The sequence below is a fragment of the Streptomyces sp. NPDC093252 genome, assembly GCF_040683675.1.
Classification (GTDB): Bacteria; Actinomycetota; Actinomycetes; order Streptomycetales; family Streptomycetaceae; genus Streptomyces.
In genome coordinates this window covers 160,569-179,431 of record NZ_JBFBEM010000001.1, presented here as the reverse complement: position 1 = coordinate 179,431, position 18,863 = coordinate 160,569, and the positions used below count along the sequence as shown (strand labels likewise).

General features: G+C 73.3%; 13 protein-coding genes. 4 read left to right on the top strand and 9 right to left on the bottom strand.

What is annotated here, in order from left to right; genetic code table 11:
- Positions 1-190 precede the first annotated feature (190 nt).
- The 3 genes from AB0O01_RS00735 to AB0O01_RS00725 form a co-directional block, all read right to left on the bottom strand.
- Positions 191-1,582 carry an MFS transporter gene (locus AB0O01_RS00735; protein ID WP_365309492.1) on the bottom strand — a complete coding sequence of 464 codons (1,392 nt, stop codon included), beginning with the start codon at positions 1,580-1,582 and terminating at the stop codon, positions 191-193.
- The gene (locus AB0O01_RS00730; RefSeq protein WP_365309490.1) at positions 1,579-2,775 is read right to left on the bottom strand and encodes a radical SAM protein; all 1,197 of its coding nucleotides are present in this window, start codon (positions 2,773-2,775) and stop codon (positions 1,579-1,581) included. Before AB0O01_RS00730 ends, AB0O01_RS00735 begins: the two co-directional genes overlap by 4 nt.
- A gap of 154 nt (positions 2,776-2,929) precedes the next feature.
- Positions 2,930-3,130, bottom strand: coding sequence for a hypothetical protein (locus tag AB0O01_RS00725; RefSeq protein WP_365309488.1), 201 nt, complete (start codon positions 3,128-3,130; stop codon positions 2,930-2,932).
- A 255-nt stretch (positions 3,131-3,385) separates the two neighbouring features.
- On the opposite strand from AB0O01_RS00725, the gene AB0O01_RS00720 reads away from it, so the two are divergent.
- The 3 genes from AB0O01_RS00720 to AB0O01_RS00710 all read left to right on the top strand — a co-directional run bounded on the left by AB0O01_RS00720 (position 3,386) and on the right by AB0O01_RS00710 (position 5,664).
- Positions 3,386-4,627, top strand: coding sequence for a cytochrome P450 (locus AB0O01_RS00720; protein ID WP_365309486.1), 1,242 nt, complete (start codon positions 3,386-3,388; stop codon positions 4,625-4,627).
- Between the two features lie 139 nt (positions 4,628-4,766).
- Positions 4,767-5,147 (top strand): glycine cleavage system protein GcvH, encoded by a 381-nt coding sequence (gene gcvH / locus AB0O01_RS00715; protein ID WP_365309484.1) that lies wholly within the window; start codon positions 4,767-4,769, stop codon positions 5,145-5,147.
- Positions 5,148-5,271: 124 nt separating this feature from the next.
- A complete protein-coding gene (locus AB0O01_RS00710; protein WP_365309482.1) occupies positions 5,272-5,664 on the top strand; it encodes an SgcJ/EcaC family oxidoreductase in 393 nt (130 codons plus the stop codon).
- Between the two features lie 185 nt (positions 5,665-5,849).
- Here AB0O01_RS00710 and AB0O01_RS00705 read toward each other — a convergent pair whose 3' ends face one another.
- From AB0O01_RS00705 to AB0O01_RS00680, 6 genes are all read right to left on the bottom strand, one after another.
- Positions 5,850-6,410, bottom strand: coding sequence for a pyridoxamine 5'-phosphate oxidase family protein (locus AB0O01_RS00705; protein WP_365309480.1), 561 nt, complete (start codon positions 6,408-6,410; stop codon positions 5,850-5,852).
- A gap of 139 nt (positions 6,411-6,549) precedes the next feature.
- On the bottom strand, positions 6,550-7,749 hold the full coding sequence (locus tag AB0O01_RS00700; protein ID WP_365309478.1) for a cytochrome P450: 1,200 nt from the start codon (positions 7,747-7,749) through the stop codon (positions 6,550-6,552).
- Positions 7,750-7,916: 167 nt separating this feature from the next.
- On the bottom strand, positions 7,917-8,789 hold the full coding sequence (locus AB0O01_RS00695; RefSeq protein WP_365309476.1) for a methyltransferase domain-containing protein: 873 nt from the start codon (positions 8,787-8,789) through the stop codon (positions 7,917-7,919).
- A gap of 78 nt (positions 8,790-8,867) precedes the next feature.
- On the bottom strand, positions 8,868-9,659 hold the full coding sequence (locus AB0O01_RS00690; RefSeq protein ID WP_365309474.1) for a class I SAM-dependent methyltransferase: 792 nt from the start codon (positions 9,657-9,659) through the stop codon (positions 8,868-8,870).
- Positions 9,659-16,435, bottom strand: a complete 6,777-nt coding sequence (locus AB0O01_RS00685; RefSeq protein WP_365309472.1) for an amino acid adenylation domain-containing protein — start codon at positions 16,433-16,435, stop codon at positions 9,659-9,661. The genes AB0O01_RS00690 and AB0O01_RS00685 overlap by 1 nt, the downstream gene beginning before the upstream one ends.
- Before the next feature lie 82 nt (positions 16,436-16,517).
- Complete coding sequence (locus tag AB0O01_RS00680; RefSeq protein WP_365309470.1) at positions 16,518-17,318, bottom strand: phytanoyl-CoA dioxygenase family protein; 801 nt, start codon at positions 17,316-17,318, stop codon at positions 16,518-16,520.
- Between the two features lie 580 nt (positions 17,319-17,898).
- Here AB0O01_RS00680 and AB0O01_RS00675 point away from each other — a divergent pair.
- On the top strand, positions 17,899-18,837 hold the full coding sequence (locus AB0O01_RS00675) for a VOC family protein (RefSeq protein ID WP_365309468.1): 939 nt from the start codon (positions 17,899-17,901) through the stop codon (positions 18,835-18,837).
- Positions 18,838-18,863 lie beyond the last annotated feature (26 nt).

The window sequence follows — 18,863 nt, the reverse complement described above, 5'->3', positions numbered from 1 at the left end:
GGGCCGGGGGGGAGTCGGAGGCGGTGGATGGAGCCGGGCGGAGCCGACGGGAGCCGGAGCGAGCCGGAGGGAGCCGGGGGGAGCCGGACGGGTCGGACGGGGGCGGACGACGGCGGATGGGGCGGACCGGGGCGGACGACGGCGGATGGGGCGGACCGGGGCGGACGACGGCGGACGACGGCGTGCGCGGTCAGGGGCCGCCGGTCTTCTCGCCGGGGGCGCGGACCAGCCCCGCCGGACCGTCGGCGGCGCGCTGCGGGGAGGCCGGGCCGGGGTGCGCCGCCGTGCCCCCGCTGTCGTCACCGTCGCCATCCCCGTCAGCGTCGCCGTCGCCGTCCGTCTTCATGTCGAGGGCGGTCTCGCGCAGCAGCGGCACCGACGACAGCACCGTCACCGCCGCCGCGGTCCCCGCCAGCGCGAGCCAGGTGCTGCCGGCCCCCAGGGAGTCGACGAACAGACCGGCCAGCACCGGCCCGAGCGAGGCGAGCCCCGCCATCAGCAGACCGGTCGCCGTACTGACCCGGCCCAGCAGGTCACGCGGTGCGAGCACCAGTACCGCCCGCGCGACCACGATCCCGGCCGGCGGGCTGAAGAACACGACCACGACCAGCACCGGACCGATCGTCCACGGATCGGACGTGGTGGAGAACACCGCGAGCCCCAGCGCCCACACCGTCCCGATGAGCAGGAACAGCCGGGACGCCGGGATCGCCTTGATCAGCCGGGCAGCAGCCGCCGCGCCGAGGAGCGCGCCGACGCCCGCGCACGCCATCACCGCCCCGATCGCCGTCCCGCCCGCGCCGCTCTGGCGCAGGGAGACCACCATCGTCGTCTGCGCGGCGGCGGACACCACATTGATGCCCGCGGCGAAGAACAGCGCCGCCAGCAGCGCCCGCTGCCCGGTCAGCCACCGCAGCCCGGCGGTGAGCCGGTTGTCGCGCCCGGCACCGGCCCCCTCGGGCGCGGGGCGGCTCGCGATCCGCAGCAGCAACAGGGCGGACACCCCGTAGGAGCCCGCGTCGACCGCGAACGGCAGGATCGGGTCCACCGTGAACAGCCAGCCGCCGACGAACGGGCCGATCAGCGAACTCGACGCCACCGCTGCCTGGCTGCGGCTCAGCGCCTCCGTCAGATCCCGCTCCGGCACCACGTCCCGCACCGCGATCGTGGCCGCGGGCGCGAACAGGGCGCTCGCCGCGCCCTCCACCGCCGCCACCAGCAGCAACTGCGGCTGACCGAGATGCCCGAGCCCCGCCACGACCGGGATGCTGACCAGCGCCACCAGCCGCACCAGATCGCAGCCGACCATGATCAGCCGCCGGTCCAGCCGGTCGGCCAGATGCCCCGCGGGCAGCCGCAGCAGCGTCCGGGTCACCAGCGAGCAGGTGGCGACCGTGCCCGCCTGCGCGGCGCTCCCGCCGATCGACAGCACCAGCAGCGGGAAGGCCAGCAGCGACAACTGGCTGCCGAAGGTGGACAGGGTCGTGCTGAGCCAGTAGCGGCGGAAGTCGGCGTTGCCGCGCAGCACACCGGAGCCCTTGGCGGTGCGCGGTGCGGCGGGCGGTGTGTCCGGGGCCGTCATCCGAGCCGTCCGGTCGTGGCCAGGCAGTCCAGCACCCCGGCGTCCACCCGGTCCTGGAACGAGGCGCGCACCTCCGCCCCCTCGTCGTACCGGTAGTGGTCGTGGCAGCTCACCCAGCGGCCCTCGGTGCGCTCCGCCGGGAGATAGCCGTCGGTGACCGTGCCGACCTCCATGCCCGGCTTACCGGCGGTCTCCCAGCAACTGGCCAGCACCCCATCGGCGTTGACGACCGCCCCATAGCGGCCGTCGGCGAACGAGCACGCCTGGCAGGGGACATGGGCGCGCGGCCGGGGCACCGAGAAGCCCAGCTCCAGGGCGCGGGCGTGCCAGCGCACGAAGTCCGCGACGAGACCGTCCTCGTGCAGCAGGTTGTTGGCGTAGCCGACCCCGACGTCGCCGACCCGGGCGAAGTGGATGCCGCAGCGCGCCGGGTCGAGCCGGTCCGCGAGCCGTTCGACCAGCTCGTCCATGCCGTGCCGGTTCAGGTGCGAGACATTGACCCGCAGCATCCAGCGCAGGGACGTGGTCTCGATGGCGCGCGCGATGTTGGCCACGATGACATCGAAGGTGCCGCCGCCGGAGCGCCGGATACGAATGGTGTCGTGCTCCGCCCGGTCACCGTCGAAGGTGACCTGTACGGAGCCGAGGCCCGCCGCGTTGAGTTCCTTGGCGATCAGCGGGGTGAGCAGGGTGCCGTTGGACGTCATCGAGGCTGTGAGGGCGCCCAGTTCCCCCGCTCTGGTCAGCAGGTCGCGGCAGCCGCGCGGGTTGAGCAGCGGCTCACCGCCGAACAGCAGCAGCGACAGCCGGTCCATCCCGGCCGCCGCCATCCGTGTCCGGGTGAAGTCCACCACCTGCCCGACGGCCTCCGGGGTCAGCCGGGCATGCCGGATCCGCGGCGGCCGGCTCCCGCCCTTCGGGTCCTGCGCGGTGTTCTGGAAGCAGTAACCGCACCCCAGATTGCAGTCGGTGCTGGTGAGCACGGTGAGCGAGTACGAGGTGTAGGGCCGTACGTCGTACAGTCCCGCCTCCCGCAGATAGCGTTCCGCGGACGCCCGCAGGGTGCCGTCCGGGGCGACCTGGCCGGGCCGCATCAGCGCGTACCCGCCGCCGCCCAGGAACCACCACCCCCGGTCGGCGCGGATCAGCCGGGCCCCGGCGGCGGGGCTGCTGACGGACTGGGTACCGGACACGGCGACCTCCGGGTCGGGGGAGGGGAGGGGGACTCGCGGGAGGAACGGGGGCCGGGACGGCGGGCGCCCCGGCCGCGGTGGATCCGTACACCGCGACCGGGGAGAACGGCCCGCCTGCCGGACCGGCGTGCACGTGCAGGGGTACAGGTGCAGGTCAGAGGCTGTGGTCCTGGTGGACACCACACCACGGGGTGTCCTCGCCCTCCTCGGAGTGGGCGACCACCTCGGGCTCGTCGACCGACTCCTGATGCACGCCGCACCAGGCGACGTTCGACGCGGAGTGCGCGACGACCTCGGGGGTCTCCTCCGCGGGGGTCTCGGTGCTCTCCTCGTTGGGCTCGATGTTCTCGGCCATGCTGGTCCTCCAAGAGACGGGCGATCGGGACGACGGGCGACGGCACTGCGCCGACCGGCAGGACGCTAGGAGCACCGGGTTCGGCACCGGTTCGCCGCCGGTTGGCCGGCGGTGAACCCTCCAGGTCGGCGCGGCGCGCGGAAGCGGCGCCCCGGACGGCCGCATACCGGAAACCCACCGCGGCCGAACTGCCGCCCAACCGGCCCCGCCTACGGTGGCGCCGCCCGCCCCGCCGCCGCGAGAGGACGCCCGCGCATGGACACGGAACCCACCGCCCCGGCCGCCCCCCGGGCCGGCTCGCGCTCGTTGCCGGAACCGCTGGGTGACGCGTTCCTGGCCCGGCCGGGGGAGACGCTGGCCCACTTCCGCGAGACCTGCCCGGTCGCCCGGGTCAGGACCCCCGCGGGGCGGCCCGCCTGGCTGGTGACCCGCGCGGAGGACGTGCGGGCGGGCTTCCTCGACGCCCGGCTCTCCCTGAGCGGCGGCCGGGTCCCCGACCCGACCCGGCGGCGCCGGGCCCTTGAGGTGACCCTGGTCAACTACGACCCGCCCGACCACACCCGGATCCGCCGCCTGGCCACCCCCGCCCTGACCCCGGCCCGTATGGCGGCCCACCGCCGCCGTATCGAGCGGGCCGCCGCCGACCTCCTCGCCACCGCCGACGCCTCCCGCGACGGCGGCCCCGTCGAGCTGATGGACGCCTTCGCCCGCCCCCTCGCCTTCCTGTCCCTGTGCGAGGTGTTCGGCGTCCGCGAGGAGGAACGCGCCGCGCTGTACGAGCCGGTGGCCCGCCTCGCCGACAAGGCCGCCTGCACGCCCCGCGCGGTCGAGGACAGCGTCGCCCGCATCGACGCCTTCGTCCGCGCCGAGATGACCCGCCGTGCCGCCGGGCCCGGCGAGGACCTCGTCTCCCGCACCCTGGCCGAGTGGCGCACCCAGGGCGGTGCCACCGAGGACGAGGTGGCCTCGCTGCTGGCGATGCTGCTGCTGGCGGGCTTCGACAGCACGGTGCAGGCGATCGGGATGAGCACGGTCGCCCTGCTGGCCCACCCGCGCGTCCAGCGGCAGCTTCGCGAGGACCCCGCGCGCATCCCGCGCGCCGTGGACGAACTGCTGCGCTGGGACACCCCGGGCCCCTTCGCCACCAAGCGGGTCGCGCTGGAGGACATCCCCTTCGGCGACACCGTCGTCCCGGCCGGCAGCGGCGTCCTCCTCTCGGTGGCCGCGGCCAATCACGACCCCCGCTGCCACGCCGACCCCGAAACCCTGGACCCGGCCCGCCGCACCGCGGGCCGCCATCTGACCTTCGGCCTGGGCCCCCACTACTGCCCCGGCTCGGCCCTGGCCCGCCTGGAACTGACGGTCGCCCTGACCGCCGTCCTCGCCCACTGGAACCGGCTGACCGCCGCGATCCCCCTGGACGAACTGACCTGGAGCGGCGGCTATCTCCACCGCCGCCTCACGGCGCTGCCGGTGTTGCCGGGGGGTCTGCGGTAGGGCCGGTCGGGCGGTGGCTCGCGCCGAGGGGCGGAGCGAGCGAACAGCAGCATGACATGTCGTTAAATTCATGCCATAGCGCCCATTGAATGACATTCTTGTGCAGATTCGTCGCCCTATGCCCCAGAGGAGCCGCGCCGTGCCGTACATCCCCGACCACCTCAAGTACACCGACGAGCACGAGTGGGTACGCACCGAAGCCGATGGCACGATGTCGGTCGGCATCACCGATCACGCCCAGAACACGCTCGGGGACATCGTGTTCCTGGAGTTGCCCCGGGTGGGGACGCAGGTCAGGGCGGGTGACGCCATCGGCATCGTGGAGTCGGTCAAGGCCGCCTCCGACCTGTACAGCCCCCTGACCGGCGAGGTCACCGAGGTCAACGCCGACGCCCTCGACACACCCGAGGAAGTCAACAGCGACCCCTACGACTCCTGGCTGTTCAAGATCAAGCCGGCGCGGGGCGCGTCCACCGGCGATCTGCTCGACGCCGCCGCGTACAAGAAGCTGGTCGGCTGAGCCCTGCCGATACGCAACAGCGGTGCACCCGTGCGGTGTCGATTTCCGCCGGGCAGGATCCGCCCGGACCATCTCGCGATCAGCCCTTGACCTCAAGTTCGCTTGAGGTGTGAGAGTGGTCTGCATGGACACCGAAACCGCAGAAATCAAGGCCATCGAAGAGGTCGTCGCCACGGTCGAGCGCACGCAGCGCGCCAAGGACGCCGAAGGGTTCCTGGCGCTCTTCCACCCCGACGCCCTCTGGACGACCGGCCACGGCAAGGTCCTCATCGGCTTCGACGCGATCGCCGAGTTCACCCGCGCCGTGCTGCCCACGGCCAGTTGGGACGGTGAGGTCACCTACGAGGCGGTGCACACGCAGTTCCTGCGGCCCGACGTGGCGGCCGTCAAGGTCCGGCAGGTCTATCACTCGCCGAAGGGCGACACGGTGGGCGTTCCGCTCTATGTGATGACGAAACAGGACGACGGGAGGTGGCTGCTGCACGTGTGCCAGAACACCCAGGTGCATGTCGGGTAGCGCCCGAGTGGTCATGTGTCCGGTTCACCGGCACGCCGCGTGCGAGCGCGGACGGCCGCTGCCCCGCCCGCTGTCCCCGGCCGTCGCACCGGGGCAGCGGGCGGACTCCATTGAGGTCACGGCGCTGCCGGAGAAGACCGTCAGCCGGACCGCCGCACCGCACCAGGGCAAGCGCCGCACCTCGTTCATGGGGGCGGAACGTCGGACGACACCCCGTGGCCGGCGCTCGCACCATGCAGCGCCTCCAGCGGGACCTGGACACGGCCGTCCCGCCCGCTCCTGAGCCAGCCGTCCGTGTCCAGCACCCACCACTCCCGCACGGTCAGCAGATAGAAACGGCGCGGCCCCGGCCCCGCGAACTCCTCCAGCGGCAGGCGAAGCCGCTGCCGTACCGCCTCGTCGGGGAAGTTGGTCCGGTAGAAGTACTCGCTCAGCTCTTGGAGCCGGGTCCCGACGACCGGTTCCGCCGTGCCGGTGTACTGCGCCCCGTCCAGGCCGAGGGGGGTGTCGAGCCCGGTCATGAAGAGTGATCCGCCGACCGGCGCCGTCGGGGCGTTCTCGATGTCGCGCGAGTGCCGGGCCTCGCGCAGGGAGCACCACAGCAGGCGGAGCGGCCCGCGCAGTGCCACGTAGTTGACGGTCGAGGCCCATGTCCCCCGCGGTCCGTGCGTGGCCAGGGTCGTGAACCGGGCACGGTCGAGAAGGACGTTGCTGCGGTGGACGAGTTCGGGCCGTGGTGTGGCCATCCGGTCCTGCCTCTCATGGGGGTGGGTGTGCCGTGCATCGGAGCGTCCCCCGGTGGTGCGGCTCCTCGCGCCGCCCTCGCTGTCCGCCGGGTGCGCGCTTCGGCGCCGCCTCTTGAAGCCGCCCTCCGGTTCCGCCTCCTCAGTGCAGGAACACCGGAAGCGCCACCGGCCCGCGCATCAGGCTCCCGGTGCGCCAGCGCAGCTCCTCCACGGGGATCGCCAGCCGCGCCGCGGGAAAGCGCCGGACCAGCTCGCCGAGTGCCGCGCGCAGCTCCACACGGGCGAGCTGGGCCCCCGCGCAGACATGGCGCCCCGTGCCGAAGGCCAGATGCCGGACCGCCTCGGGTCGGGCGAGGTCGAGCCGGCCGGGCTCCGGGAAGACGTCCGGGTCCCGGTTGGCCACATGCTGGAGCGCCACCACACCCTCACCGGCCCGTACCGTCCAGCCGCCCAGCTCGGTGTCCCGGGTCGCCACCCTCATCATGGTGCCCGTGGGAATGAGGATCAGGTAGCGGAGCAGCTCCTCCACCGCGTTGTCCACCAACTCCGGCCGACGGCACAGCCGTTCGTACTGATCGCGCTCCGCCAGCAGCGTGATGATCGAGTTGGCGAGCTGCTGGACCGTGGTGTCGATACCGGCCCCCAGCACCATCAGCAGATTGTTGGCGATCTCGACCGTGTCCAGCTCCCCCGAGGTGTCGGCGAGCAGGACGAGATCGGAGGTGAAGTCGGGACCGGGCCGTGCCCGTTTGTGCCCGATCAGCTCGATCATGTACGTCTGGAAGTGGCCGAACGCCTCCCGCACCTCCTCGGGGTTCTCGGTCGAGTCCAGCATCTCCGACCAGACGCCGAAGCGTTCCTGGTCCTCGTACGGGACGCCGAACAGCCGGCACATCACGCGGGCGGGGAGCGGCGCGGTGAGTGCCGGGACCAGGTCGACCGGCTGCGGGAGGGCCGCCGCCGCGTCGAGCAGTTCACCCACGACCCCCGTGATCCAGGGGCGCATGCCGTCCGCCCGTCGGGGCGGCAGCGCGCCCATGACGAGCCGCCGGGTCCGGGCGTGCTCCGTGCCGTCCAGGCTGCTCAGCATCGCGGGCAGGGCCAGTCCCTCGGCTGAGCGGGGAGCGTCCGCCTCGGCCGCCGCGCGTCGGCTGAAGGCGGGGTGCGTCATGACCTGGCGGCTCAGCCGGTATCCGACGGCGACCCAGACAGGCGTCCCGTCCGGAAGTCTGGCGCGGGTGACCCCGCCCTGCCCGAGGGCCCGTTCCCCGGCCAGGTCACGCCCCGACTCGGCGGGCCCGACGAGCGGGAAACGGGGGTGTGCGGCGGGCGGTTCCATGTCCTGCTCCTCTGGTGGGGGCGGGGGAGTGGGGTGGCGTCACGGCAGCCGCGGATGGTGGGGGCGGGGGAGTGGGGCGGCGCCACGGCAGCCTCGGATGGTGGGGGCGGACGAGCGGACCGGCGCACGGCAGCCCCGGACGGCGGGCCGCCCGCGCGGCGGTCCCGTCATCGCGTCCCGGGCTTGGTGAGCAGCAGCAGGTAGTAGTCCAGATGGTCGCGGCTGAACGCGCGGAACCGCTCCACCAGCGGGTCGGTGAACGCGGTCGTCCCGGCGCCGTAGCGCCGTTCGATCTCGTCGTGCCGGTCCCGGTAGAGGACCTGGAGCAACTCGCCGAGCAACGCCATGTTGGGGCTCATGTCCAGGAGGCGGGTGACCCGGAGTCCGGCCTCGGCGATCTGGTCGAGCAGGGTCGCCAGCCGGGTGGGCGGCGGGCTCGTCCACAGCCCGGTGAAGGCGTGGAGAGCCTCCTGCGCCGGGTCGCCGCGCAGGGCGAACTCCGTCAGCAGGAACTGTCCCCCGGGGCGCAGGACGCGCCGCGTCTCGCGCAGTCCCGCCGGGCGGTCCGACAGATGCGGGAAGCAGTCGATGGACCAGGCGGCGTCGAAGGACTCGTCCGGGTGGGCGAGGCGCATGGCGTCGCCGTGGGCGAAGCTCACCCGGTCCGCCAGACCGGAGTTCTTCAGCCGCTCCTCGCACCGTTCGAGCTGCACCGCGCTGACGTTGATGCCGCTGACCCGGGCGCCGGTCCGCTCCGCGAGGCGCAGCGCCGGGCCGCCGGTGCCGCAGCCGATGTCGAGGAGGTGATCGCCCGGTGTCAGGGCGAGCTGGTCGATCAGGAACTCCGTCTGCCGCTCCTGGGCCCGGTCGGCCAGCCCGAGGAGGGTCGTCACCGGCCGGGGCTCGTCCAGGGAGGTGAACATGCCGATGTGGACGGCGCTCTCCCCCAGCGCCATGGCGAGCAGCTCGCCGTACCGGTCCCACATCGCCCCGACCTCCTCGGGCGTCGGGGCGGCGGGAGGATGGGAGGGGTTCGTCATGGGGGACTCCTTCAGTGGGCGGTGCGGCGGGGTGGATGTTCCATCCGGAATGTGCCGAACACGGTCTGCGTTGCCCGCTCAGCCGGGTGGGCCCTCCGTGGGCCCCGGGCCTCTGCGGCAGGTGAGGAGGAGGGCGTGCGGGCGGGTGACGTACCGGTGCCAGAACTTCTCCCCGTGTTCCCGGATCCCGGCGTCGGTCGGTGTGGGGGAGTGCCAGGCCGGGGCGGTGAAGCCCGCGCCGAGCAACGCCCGCCGCCACGCCGCGCGACCCCGGTAGTACACCGTGACGGAGAAGGGGGCCCCCATCCCGTGCACCCGCAGCTCCACCGGGCTCCCCTCGGCCGGCCGGGGCCCGCAGCGCAGGGACAGGCCGTAGGGGGTGTAGTGCTCGGGGTCGGTGGAGAAGTCCGGGTTCAGCACCAGGCAGACGCAGCGCCCGCCGGGGGCGACGGCGGCGTGCATCGCCCGCCACATGGCGTCCAGACGGTCCCCGCTGTCCGCGTACGACAGCACATGCACGGCGGTGACCAGGTCGAACGTGCCCAGGCGGCCGGCCGAGGTGAGGTCGCCGGTGATGTACTCGATGCCCGACCGCTCGGCCCGTTCGATCTCCCGGGCGGCGGTCATCATGGCGTCCGAGGCGTCGAGCCCGACGACCCGTGCGGCACCGAGGCGCCGGAACAGGCGGGCGTAGGCGCCGGTCCCGCAGCCGAGGTCGAGCACGGACAGCCCGGCCGGGTCGCCCACGGCGCCGAGCACCCCGGGAACCTCCAGATGGCGGCGGAGCGGCAGCCGGAAACTCGCCTCGTAGGCATCGCCGAGAGCGGCGAACGGATCGGTGCTGCCCATGAGCGGATCGGTGTCACCCATCAGCGGTCCCTGTCCCGGTTCCGATCCCTGTCCCGGTTCTGGTCCCTGTCCCGGTCCCGTTGGCGGGCCGGGCGCCCGGTGAAGAATCCCGTGGCCGTCAGATGCCGGACGTAGAAGGGGAGGAGTTCGGCCATCGGCGGGCAGGGGGGTCCGCCCGTGGCGGTGACCTGCCGCCACGTCCGGTCGCAGCCGAGCACCGGCATGAGGTCCTCCGTGTAGAGATCGAGGATGCTGATGCGGCGGCTCGTCCACCGCTCGGTGAGCATCGGCACGAACGGCGCGATGGGCGCCTCCGGATGCCGGGCCGCGTAGGACTCCAGCCGCTCGATCCACTCGGCGTGGGGCAGGGTGCCGACGGGGAAACCGGCGGTGTTGACGTGCTGGACGAACTCCTCCAGGAGCCGGGTACGCGGATTGTTGAGGTGGAACGCCTCGCCGACGGCCGGGCGCTCCAGCGACAGGTGGACGACGGACTCGGCCACCACGTCGACCGGCGTGAAGTCCAGCGGGAGGCGCGCGTCGGGCGCGTGCCCCAGATCGACCAGCGCCTTGAGGAGGGAGCAGAGGAACCCGTCCGTGTTCCAGGCCCCGGTGCGGGAGTGCCCGGACACGTCGTGCGGCCGGTAGACACTGAGCGGCATTCCGCGCCGCGCGGCTTCCCCGAGCAGCGCCTCGGACACCCACTTGGTCTCCGGGTACCCCATGAACAGGTGCTCGGGATGGGCCGGCGGGTCGTCCTCGTCGACGCTGCGCACCCCGTGCAGGCCGAGGGAGGAGAACACCGCCTGGGTCGAGATGTAGTGGACCGGTTTGACGCGGTCCCGGGCGGCGAAGCGGATGATCTCGCGCGTTCCGCCGACGTTCACGGACCGGAGGGCGGCGTAGGGATAGAGGAAGTTCACCCGGGAGCCGTTGTGGTGGACCGTGTCCACGGTCGCGGCCAGTCGCTCGTAGCGTGCCGGGGTCAGACCCAGGCGGAGGGCGCCGAGATCGCCGCGCACCGCGACCACCCGGGACGCCTGGTCCGGGGTGAGGGATATGCCGTAGCGGTCCAGGGCGGTGAGGATCCGCTGCCGGGCCGCTGTGTCGTCGTGCGCCCGCACCAGGCAGTGCACCCGTGCCGTGGTCCTGGCCAGCAACTCCCGGAGCAGATGGGTGCCCACGAATCCGGTGGCGCCGGTGAGCAGGATCTCCCGCGGCGCGGCCGGACGGGGCTCGGGTGCGGGACCGGGCGGGCCCGGAAAGGAGATGTCCTCGTCCAGGAGGGCCTCGGCGGCGAAGTCGGGGACCGTCCGCTGCGCCTCGGGCACGCGGGTGAGGTACGAGTCGTCCTCGCGGCTGATCGCGTCCAGTTCGCGGGCGGTGGCCGCGACGGTCGGCTCCCGCAGCAGCGTCTGCAACAGCCGCCTGCTGTGCCGTGTGGGCAGGCCGAACTCGCGGACGGTCGCGGCGACGGCCCTCGCCGTGAGGAGCGAGGTGCCTCCGGCGGCGAAGAAGTCGTCCTCGGCGCCCAGAGGGTCCGTACCGAGGACGCGGGCCCACAGTCCGGCCACCCGGCGGTCGACGGGGGCTCGGGCGGTCTCCGGTGGGTCCGGGTCCGGGGTGCCTCGGCGCAGGGGGCGGGCGGCCAGTTCCGCGCGGTCGGCCTTCCCGTTCGGTTGCAGCGGGAGGGTTTCGAGGCGCAGCAGCAGGTCGGGTACTTGGTGGGCGGGGAGGATCGTGCGGGCGTGGCGGCGGACGGCGTCGAGGTCGAGGCCGAGTTCGGGATCGAGTTCGGGATCGAGGTCCGTTCCCGGGACGGGCAGCAGATAGCCGACGAGTCGCGCGTCCGCCCGCTCCCCGTGCCGGACGACGACCGCGCGGGAGACAGCGGGATGACCGGCGAGTACCGCCTCCACCTCCCCAGGTTCGACGCGGTGCCCCCGGATCTTGATCTGGTCGTCGCCCCGGCCGACGAAGTGCAGGCGGCCCCCGGCGTCCCGGGTCACGAGGTCCCCGGTGCGGTACATCCGCTCCCCGGCCGCCCCGAACGGACAGGCCACGAAGGACGCGGCGGTGCGGCCCGCCCGCCCGAGATAGCCCCGGGCCAGCAGCGGGCCCGTCACATACAGCTCGCCCACGGTGCCGTCGGCCACCTCGCGCAGGGCGTCGTCCAGGACGAGGCAGCGCGCGCCGGGCACGGCGGTGCCGATGGGGGCGGGCCCGCCCCCGGTCAGGGGGTCGCTGATGGTCGCGCACACCGTGGTCTCGGTCGGCCCGTAGGCGTTGAGCATGCGGCGCCCGGGGGCCCAGCGGTCGACCAGGTCCGGCGCACACGCCTCCCCGGCGACCGTGAGGGTGACACCCTCGGGCAGGCCGTACGAGGTCAGGGCCGCGAGAGCGGACGGCGGCAGCGTCAGATGGGTGATCCCCTCCTCCTGGACCGTGCGCGCCAGGGACGGTCCGGGCAGGAGCCGTTCGGCGGACGCGAGCACCAGCCGGGCACCGCACAGCAGCGCCATGCACAGCTCCCAGAACGACGCGTCGAAGCTCGGCGAGGCGAACTGGAGCACACGGCACCCCGGCCCGGCACCGAGCCGCTCCCGCTGCGCGCGTACGAGATGGGTGACGCCACCATGGGTGACGACCACACTTTTGGGCAGACCGGTGGAGCCGGAGGTGTAGATCACATATGCCGCACGGTCCCCGCCCGCGCCGTCCTCCAGGTCGTCGGCGGGGTGGGCCGCGATCTCCCGGGCGGTGGCCGGGTCGGCGGGCAGCAGATACCGGACGCCGTCCGCGCCGGTGGTCCGCTCCCGCATCCCGGGCGAGGTCACGATCACCGCGGCCCGCGCGTCGCGGAGCATGTACGCGATCCGCTCGGCCGGATAGTCCGGGTCGACGGAGAGGTAGGCCGCGCCCGCCTTCATCACCGCGAGCACCGCCACCACCCAGTCGGGGGAGCGCGGCAGGGCCACGGCGACGATGTCCTCCGGACCCACCCCGCGCGCCAGCAGGGTGCGCGCGAGCCGGTTCGACCGGCCGTTGAGATCCGCGTAGGTCAGCTCACCCCACGCCCCGCCGAGCGCGACCGCCCCGGGCGACCTCGCCACCTGGGCCTCGAACAGCCGGGTCCAGGGCGGGCGGGCACAGGGTGGGCGGGTGACGGTGACGGTGACGTGGGCGGGTACGGGTACGGGGGCGGTCTGCGGGAGGTGCGCCCCGGGGGGTCGCGCGGACGGGGTGGCTGGAGTGCGGATCGGCGGCGGGGGGTCGTCGTCCGTGCCGCGGGGGGTGGGGATCGGCGGCGGGGTGTCGCCGTCTGGGTCGCCGGGGGTGTGGGCCCGCCACAAGGGATCGCCTTGCGAGCGGCCGGGGGTGTGGGGCGGCCACAAGGGTTCGCCGTCTGGGTTGCCTGGGGTGTGGGCCCGCCACAAGGGATCGCCTTCCGAGCCGCCGGGGGTGCGCGTCGGCCACAAGGCATCGCCATCCGGGCCGCCGAGGGTGCCGATCCGGCGCGAGGGATCGTCCGCCGCGGCGCTGAGCAGCCGTTCGAGTCCGCGGACCAGGCGCTCGACGGTGGCCCGTTCGAACAGCGCGCCGCTGTACTCGACCACACAGCGCAGACCGCTCACCCCGCCCCCGGCGTCCCCGCTGCCCGCCGCGTCCCCGCCCCCGGAGGCCCCGTCGCCCCCGGAGCCCCCGGTATTCCCAGGATCCCCAAGGTCCCCAAGGCCCCCAAGGTCCCCGGGTTCCCCGGGGCCCCCGGCATCCCCTTCCTCCCAGAACTCGAACAACAGATCCAGCTTGGCGGACCCCGTGGACATCGGTGAGACTCGGGCCGGTTCGTCGGTGAGGTGGACGGTGGGCCAGGGGGCGTTCTGGAGCGCGAGCGCCGTCTGGAACAGCGGGTGCCGTCCGGGTACCCGGGGCGGGTTGACGGCGGCGACGACCCGCTCGAACGACACCTCCCGGTGGTCGAACGCCCCGAACGCCGCCGCGCGGGCCCGCCGGAGCACCTCGTCGAACGTGGGGTCCCCGGACAGATCGGTACGCAGTACCAGGGCGTTCGCGACGAAGCCGACCAGGTCGTCCAGCGCCGGGTCGTCGCGCCCCGCCGCCACCGAGCCCAGCACGATGTCGTCCCCGGCGCCCTCGCGGGCGAGCAGCGCGGCCAGCCCGGCGTGCAGAACCGTGAACAGACTCCCTCGGGCCCGGCGCCCGAGCCCGAGGAGCCGTCGGTGCAGCGCGGCCGGCCAGGTCACGTCGACGACGGCGCCCCGGGCACTCGGCCGGGCGGGACGCGGGTGGTCCGTGGGCAGTGCCAGTTCGGGGGGCGCGCCGCGCAGCGTGTCCCGCCAGTGGGCGAGCTGGCGGGCGGCCGGACTGCCGGGGTCGTCCGCCGCGCCGAGCCGCTCGGCCGTGCGCAGGACGTGGTCGACGTACTGGAGGGGGAGCGGACGCCAGGTCACGGTCCGGCCGGCGCGGCGGGCCCGGTAGGCGAGCGCCAGATCCCGGAGCAGGACCGTCACCGACCAGGCGTCGCAGGCGATGTGATGCAGCACCAGCAGCAGTACCGACTCCGCGGGCCCGGTCCGGAACAGGTCGACCCTGATCGGCGGGTCGCGCGTGAGGTCGAAGGCGGTGGCCTTGCACCGCGCGACGCGCGCGTCGAGGTCCGTGCCGCGCACGGTGCTCACCCGCAGCCGGCACCGGGCGGTGTCGGCCGGAAGCACGGTCTGCCGGGGACGGCCCCCCACTTCGGGATAGACCGTGCGCAGGCTCTCGTGGCGGGCCACGACATCGGCGAGGGCCCCGCCCAGGGCCTCCGCGTCGACCTCGCCGCGCAGGGCCAGCCCGATCGGGACGTGATAACCCGCCCCGTCCTCGCCCACCCGGGCGAGCTGCCACAGCCCGGCCTGACCGTCGGACAGCGGCAGCACGGTCGGCCGGGGCCGGGGCACGGTGACGCCGGGCGGCGGCGGTGGGGCCGTCCCGGTCGCCCGGCGCACGACCCCGGCGAGGGCCGCCACCGATGCCGACTCGTAGAGCGTCCGGATGCCCAGCTCGACCCCGAGGGCCTCGCGCAGCCGGAACACCAGGCGCAGGGCGAGCAGCGAGGTGCCGCCGGAGTCGAAGAAGTCGTCGTCGGCGCCCACATCCGCGACGCCCAGGGTGTCGGCCCAGATGGCGGCGATCCGTCGCTCCAGGTCGTCGCGCGGGGCGGTGCGGGACCGCTCGGCGGTCGGCAGCGGAGCGCGGGCCGACAGCTCGCCCCGGTCGATCTTCCCGATCGGGTCCAGGGGGAGCGCCGGGAGCAGCACCAGCGCCGAGGGGACCATGTGCGCGGGCAGCGTGTCCGCCAGGTCGCGGCGCACAGCGGCCACGTCGACCTCGGCGCCGGGGAGCGCGGTCACGTACCCGATCAGCCGCTTGTCCTCGGCCGCCGCGCCGTGCGCCACGACGACGGCCTGGGAGATCCCGGGGCGGCGCAGCAGGGCCGCCTCCACCTCACCCGGCTCGATACGGAAGCCGCTGACCTTCACCTGCTGGTCCGCGCGCCCCAGGAACTCCAGCTCGCCCCCGGCGTTCACCCGGGCCAGATCGCCGGTACGGAACATGCGTGTCCCGGGCGGGCCGAACGGACAGGCCACGAAGCGCTCCGCGGTCAGTGCGCGGCGGTCGAGGTAGCCACGGGCGACGCCGAGGCCCGAGAGATAGAGTTCACCGCTCGCGAGGGCGGGGACCGGCCGCAGGGCGTCGTCGAGCACATGCGCGGCGGTGCGGTCCAGGGCCCGCCCGATCGGTACGTTGTCCGGCAGCGGCTCCCCGTCGGGCACCCGGTGGTGCGTCGCGATCACGGTCGACTCGGTCGGCCCGTACACATTGGCCAGGACGATGCCGGGGCAGGCGTCCCGGACGCGTTCCAGCGCCGACGGGGAGCAGACATCGGCCCCCATCAGCACCTCCCGCAGAGCGCCGAACGCCTTGGGCCGGGCCTCCGCGATCAGGTTGAACAGCGGCGCGGTGACCAGCAGCAGGGACACGTCGTAGGGGCCGGCCAGGGCCTCCAGTTCCTCGGCGGCCAGCCACGGCGGGGCCATGACCACGCATCCGCCGTTGAGGAGAGGCACCCACAGTTCGAAGGTGGAGGCGTCGGCGGCGAGCGGGGAGTGCGCGAGGAGCCGCCCGCGTCCCGGCTCCGCGTACCGGCCGTCGCGGGCCAGGGCGATGACACCGGTGTGCGTGACGAGGACGCCCTTGGGGCGGCCGGTGGAGCCGGAGGTGTAGATCACGTAGGCGGGGTGCCCCGCCGACAGCACGGCCCGCCGCTCGCCGTCGGTCAGGTCGTGGCCGGGGCGGCTGTCCAGGTCCTGTGCGGTGGCGGGGTCGTCGAGGAGCAGCCGGGGCGGGCCGACGGCGGGCATCAGCGCGGACTCGGCCCGGGAGGACACGAGTACGGTGGCCCCCGAGTCACGCAGCACGAAGGCGATCCGCTCCGCCGGATACTCCGGATCGAGCGGAAGATAGGCGGCCCCCGCCTTGACCACGGCGAGCGCCGCGACCACCCACTCCGGCGAGTGGCGCAGCCCGACGGCGACGATGCTCTCCGGGCCCGCACCCAGGGCCACCAGGGCCCTCGCCAGCCGGTTGGCCCGGCTGTTCAGCTCGCCGTACGTCAGCTCCCCCATCGGCCCCGCCACCGCCGGAGCCGAGGCGCGCGCGGCCCGCGCCTCGAAGAGTTCCGGGAGTGTGGCGTGCCCGGTCACCGGACGGTCGAACGACGGATGGGCCATGGAGCACTCCAATCACGAGGGTGGGGCACACCGGCCGGACGGCGCGGGCGCGGTGGGCACTCGTGGGGACACGGAGACGGTGTCAGCCCGCCTGCAACAGCCCGCCGAGCATGGTCAGCGGTGCGTCGGAAGGGCGTCCCACCAGATACTCGGGCCGGGGATCGCGCCTGCGCCGGGGCGCGTTGTCGAGCGGGTTGTAGGTCGCGATGAGGAGTCGCCGGGGACCGGGGGACATGTTCGCCGCCGAGCCATGGACGATCTGCGGATGAAAGAGGACGACGGAACCGGCGCGGCCCTTCGCGCTCACCATCTCGTGCTCCGCGATCAGCTCCGCCAGCGACCCCGGGCCCACGGCGTACTCGTCCGGATCGACATGGGCGTCGGACCGCCCGCCGCCCCCGTCCGGGCGGTTCTCCAGTGTGCCGAGGCGATGGGACCCGCGGAGAAAGATCACCGGGCCGTTGAACTCGGTCATGTCGTCGAGGAAGAGCGCGACGTTCACCGCTCGCGGTCCGGGCATGCCGTCGACATCGCGCCAGACGACGTAGTCCTGATGCCAGGACCACCGCTCCCCGCCGAACGGCTGCTTCACATTGACCTTCAACTGATGCACGTAGAGTGCCTCGCCCGCCAACTCCCGTGCCGGGGACAGAAGCCGGTCGAGCCGCACCAGCCGCCGGAAGACCGGATGCCGAAGGTGGGAGGCGTACAGGGCGCGCACCTTCCGGCCGTCCGCCTCGCGGACGACACAGGGCCCGCCGACCTCGCAGTCCTGCGCGAGCGCGGCACGCAGGATCTCCATCTCGTCCTCGGAGAAGTGATTCATCAGCACGACGAATCCGTCACTCTGATATCGCGTCAGCTCATCCTCTGTCAGTTTCATCAATACTCCGGGATCCGACGAAGCAACGAGGTGCCGGGCAGTCGTATCGCACACCTCGACCAGGTATCCGGCCGGGACACCCCCGAGGCGGAGAAGACAATGGGCGGACGAATTGAGGAGACCGGCGCCGGATACCGATGAGTCCATCGGCGGCTTTCACCAGGGGATCGGACCGACGAGCGAACCGCCTCGAAATTTCCCCCGAGGCAGGGGCGATCCGAGCCACCCCAGTAGTTTCATGGCTCACGGGAACAGCGGCAAGGGCGATATTCGCCAATACACCGAGACCGCATCCACGCCGAAATCGCATCCCGCCCTGCGTGTTCATTCGCCATCCGTCGACGATTTCCCGCCGTCGGAGGATCACGGCCGACCACACGGTCAATTCTTCATACAAGTATGTCTGTCATACATTCCGACGCCAATCGCGTTTCTCCTGACGCCAACCGCGTCCAACCTGACGCCGATCGCGTCCCATCCTGACGCCGACCGCATCTCTCCTGACACCGACCGCGTCGGCGGGCACCATCAAGTGGCTGGGCGGACATCTCGCCCTCACGGCCGCGGAGAGGACCCACCCATGACCCGGCACCTCATCACGCACCTGCGTCACATCGGCATCGCCATGCCCGACCTGGACCGCCAGCTCACCTTCTACCGTGACCTGTGGGGCCTGACCGAGGTCGCCAACGACACGGGCGTCCACTTCCTCGCCGCCGAGGGATCGCCCGAGCGCTACATCCTGCGCCTGCGCCGCGCCGCCCGGAAGCGACTGGACCTGATGGCGTTCGGCGCCGCGACCGCCGCCGACGTCGACGAACTCACCTCGCGCCTGGTCGCGGACGGTGTGCGGCTCGTCCATGAGCCCCGGGCCCTCGACACCCCCGGAGGGGGCTACGGAGTGCGCTTCTTCGACGGCGACGGCCGGGTGGTGGAGGTCTCGGCGGACGTCGTCCCCCGTACCCACCGCGTCATCGAACCCCGGGAGCCGATCCCGGTGCGCCTGTCCCACTTCGTCGTCAACTCACCCGCCCCCGAAGCCACCGTCCGCTGGTACACCCGGCACCTCGGGTTCCGGCTCACGGACTCCATCGGGTTGCCGGACACCGGGGAACTCATGTGGTTCCTGCGCTGCAACGCATGGCATCACAGCTTCGCCGTCTCCCGCGCCCCGCACGTGGCCCTGCACCACGCCTCCTTCGAGATGCGGGGCATCGACGAGTACCTGCGCGGTACAGGGCGTGTCCTGCGTGCCGGGGTCGAGAAGCTGTGGGGCCCGGGACGGCACGGGGCCGGCGACAACACCTTCAGCTACTTCATCGACCCGGCGGGCAACACCGTCGAGTACACCACCGAACTGGCGCTGGTGGACGAGGACACCTGGCACCCCACCCTGTTCGACGCCACCGACGAGGAGATCGTGGACCAGTGGGGAACGGCCGACCCCTGGAGCGAGACCCTGGCGGCCCGCCAGTTCAACGACCCCGACGAGAGCCTGTTCGTCGCACCGCCTCTGTGATCACGGGACCCCACTCGGCGCCCCGG

Excerpts from the sequence above, each read along its gene's own strand:
- AB0O01_RS00735 (WP_365309492.1), bottom strand. The coding sequence starts at position 1,582 with ATGACGGCCCCGGACACACCGCCCGCCGCACCGCGCACCGCCAAGGGC.
- AB0O01_RS00725 (WP_365309488.1), bottom strand. The coding sequence starts at position 3,130 with ATGGCCGAGAACATCGAGCCCAACGAGGAGAGCACCGAGACCCCCGCG.
- AB0O01_RS00720 (WP_365309486.1), top strand. The coding sequence starts at position 3,386 with ATGGACACGGAACCCACCGCCCCGGCCGCCCCCCGGGCCGGCTCGCGC.
- AB0O01_RS00710 (WP_365309482.1), top strand. The coding sequence starts at position 5,272 with ATGGACACCGAAACCGCAGAAATCAAGGCCATCGAAGAGGTCGTCGCC.
- AB0O01_RS00705 (WP_365309480.1), bottom strand. The coding sequence starts at position 6,410 with ATGGCCACACCACGGCCCGAACTCGTCCACCGCAGCAACGTCCTTCTC.
- AB0O01_RS00700 (WP_365309478.1), bottom strand. The coding sequence starts at position 7,749 with ATGGAACCGCCCGCCGCACACCCCCGTTTCCCGCTCGTCGGGCCCGCC.
- AB0O01_RS00695 (WP_365309476.1), bottom strand. The coding sequence starts at position 8,789 with ATGACGAACCCCTCCCATCCTCCCGCCGCCCCGACGCCCGAGGAGGTC.
- AB0O01_RS00690 (WP_365309474.1), bottom strand. The coding sequence starts at position 9,659 with ATGGGTGACACCGATCCGCTCATGGGCAGCACCGATCCGTTCGCCGCT.
- AB0O01_RS00685 (WP_365309472.1), bottom strand. The coding sequence starts at position 16,435 with ATGGCCCATCCGTCGTTCGACCGTCCGGTGACCGGGCACGCCACACTC.
- AB0O01_RS00680 (WP_365309470.1), bottom strand. The coding sequence starts at position 17,318 with ATGAAACTGACAGAGGATGAGCTGACGCGATATCAGAGTGACGGATTC.
- AB0O01_RS00675 (WP_365309468.1), top strand. The coding sequence starts at position 17,899 with ATGACCCGGCACCTCATCACGCACCTGCGTCACATCGGCATCGCCATG.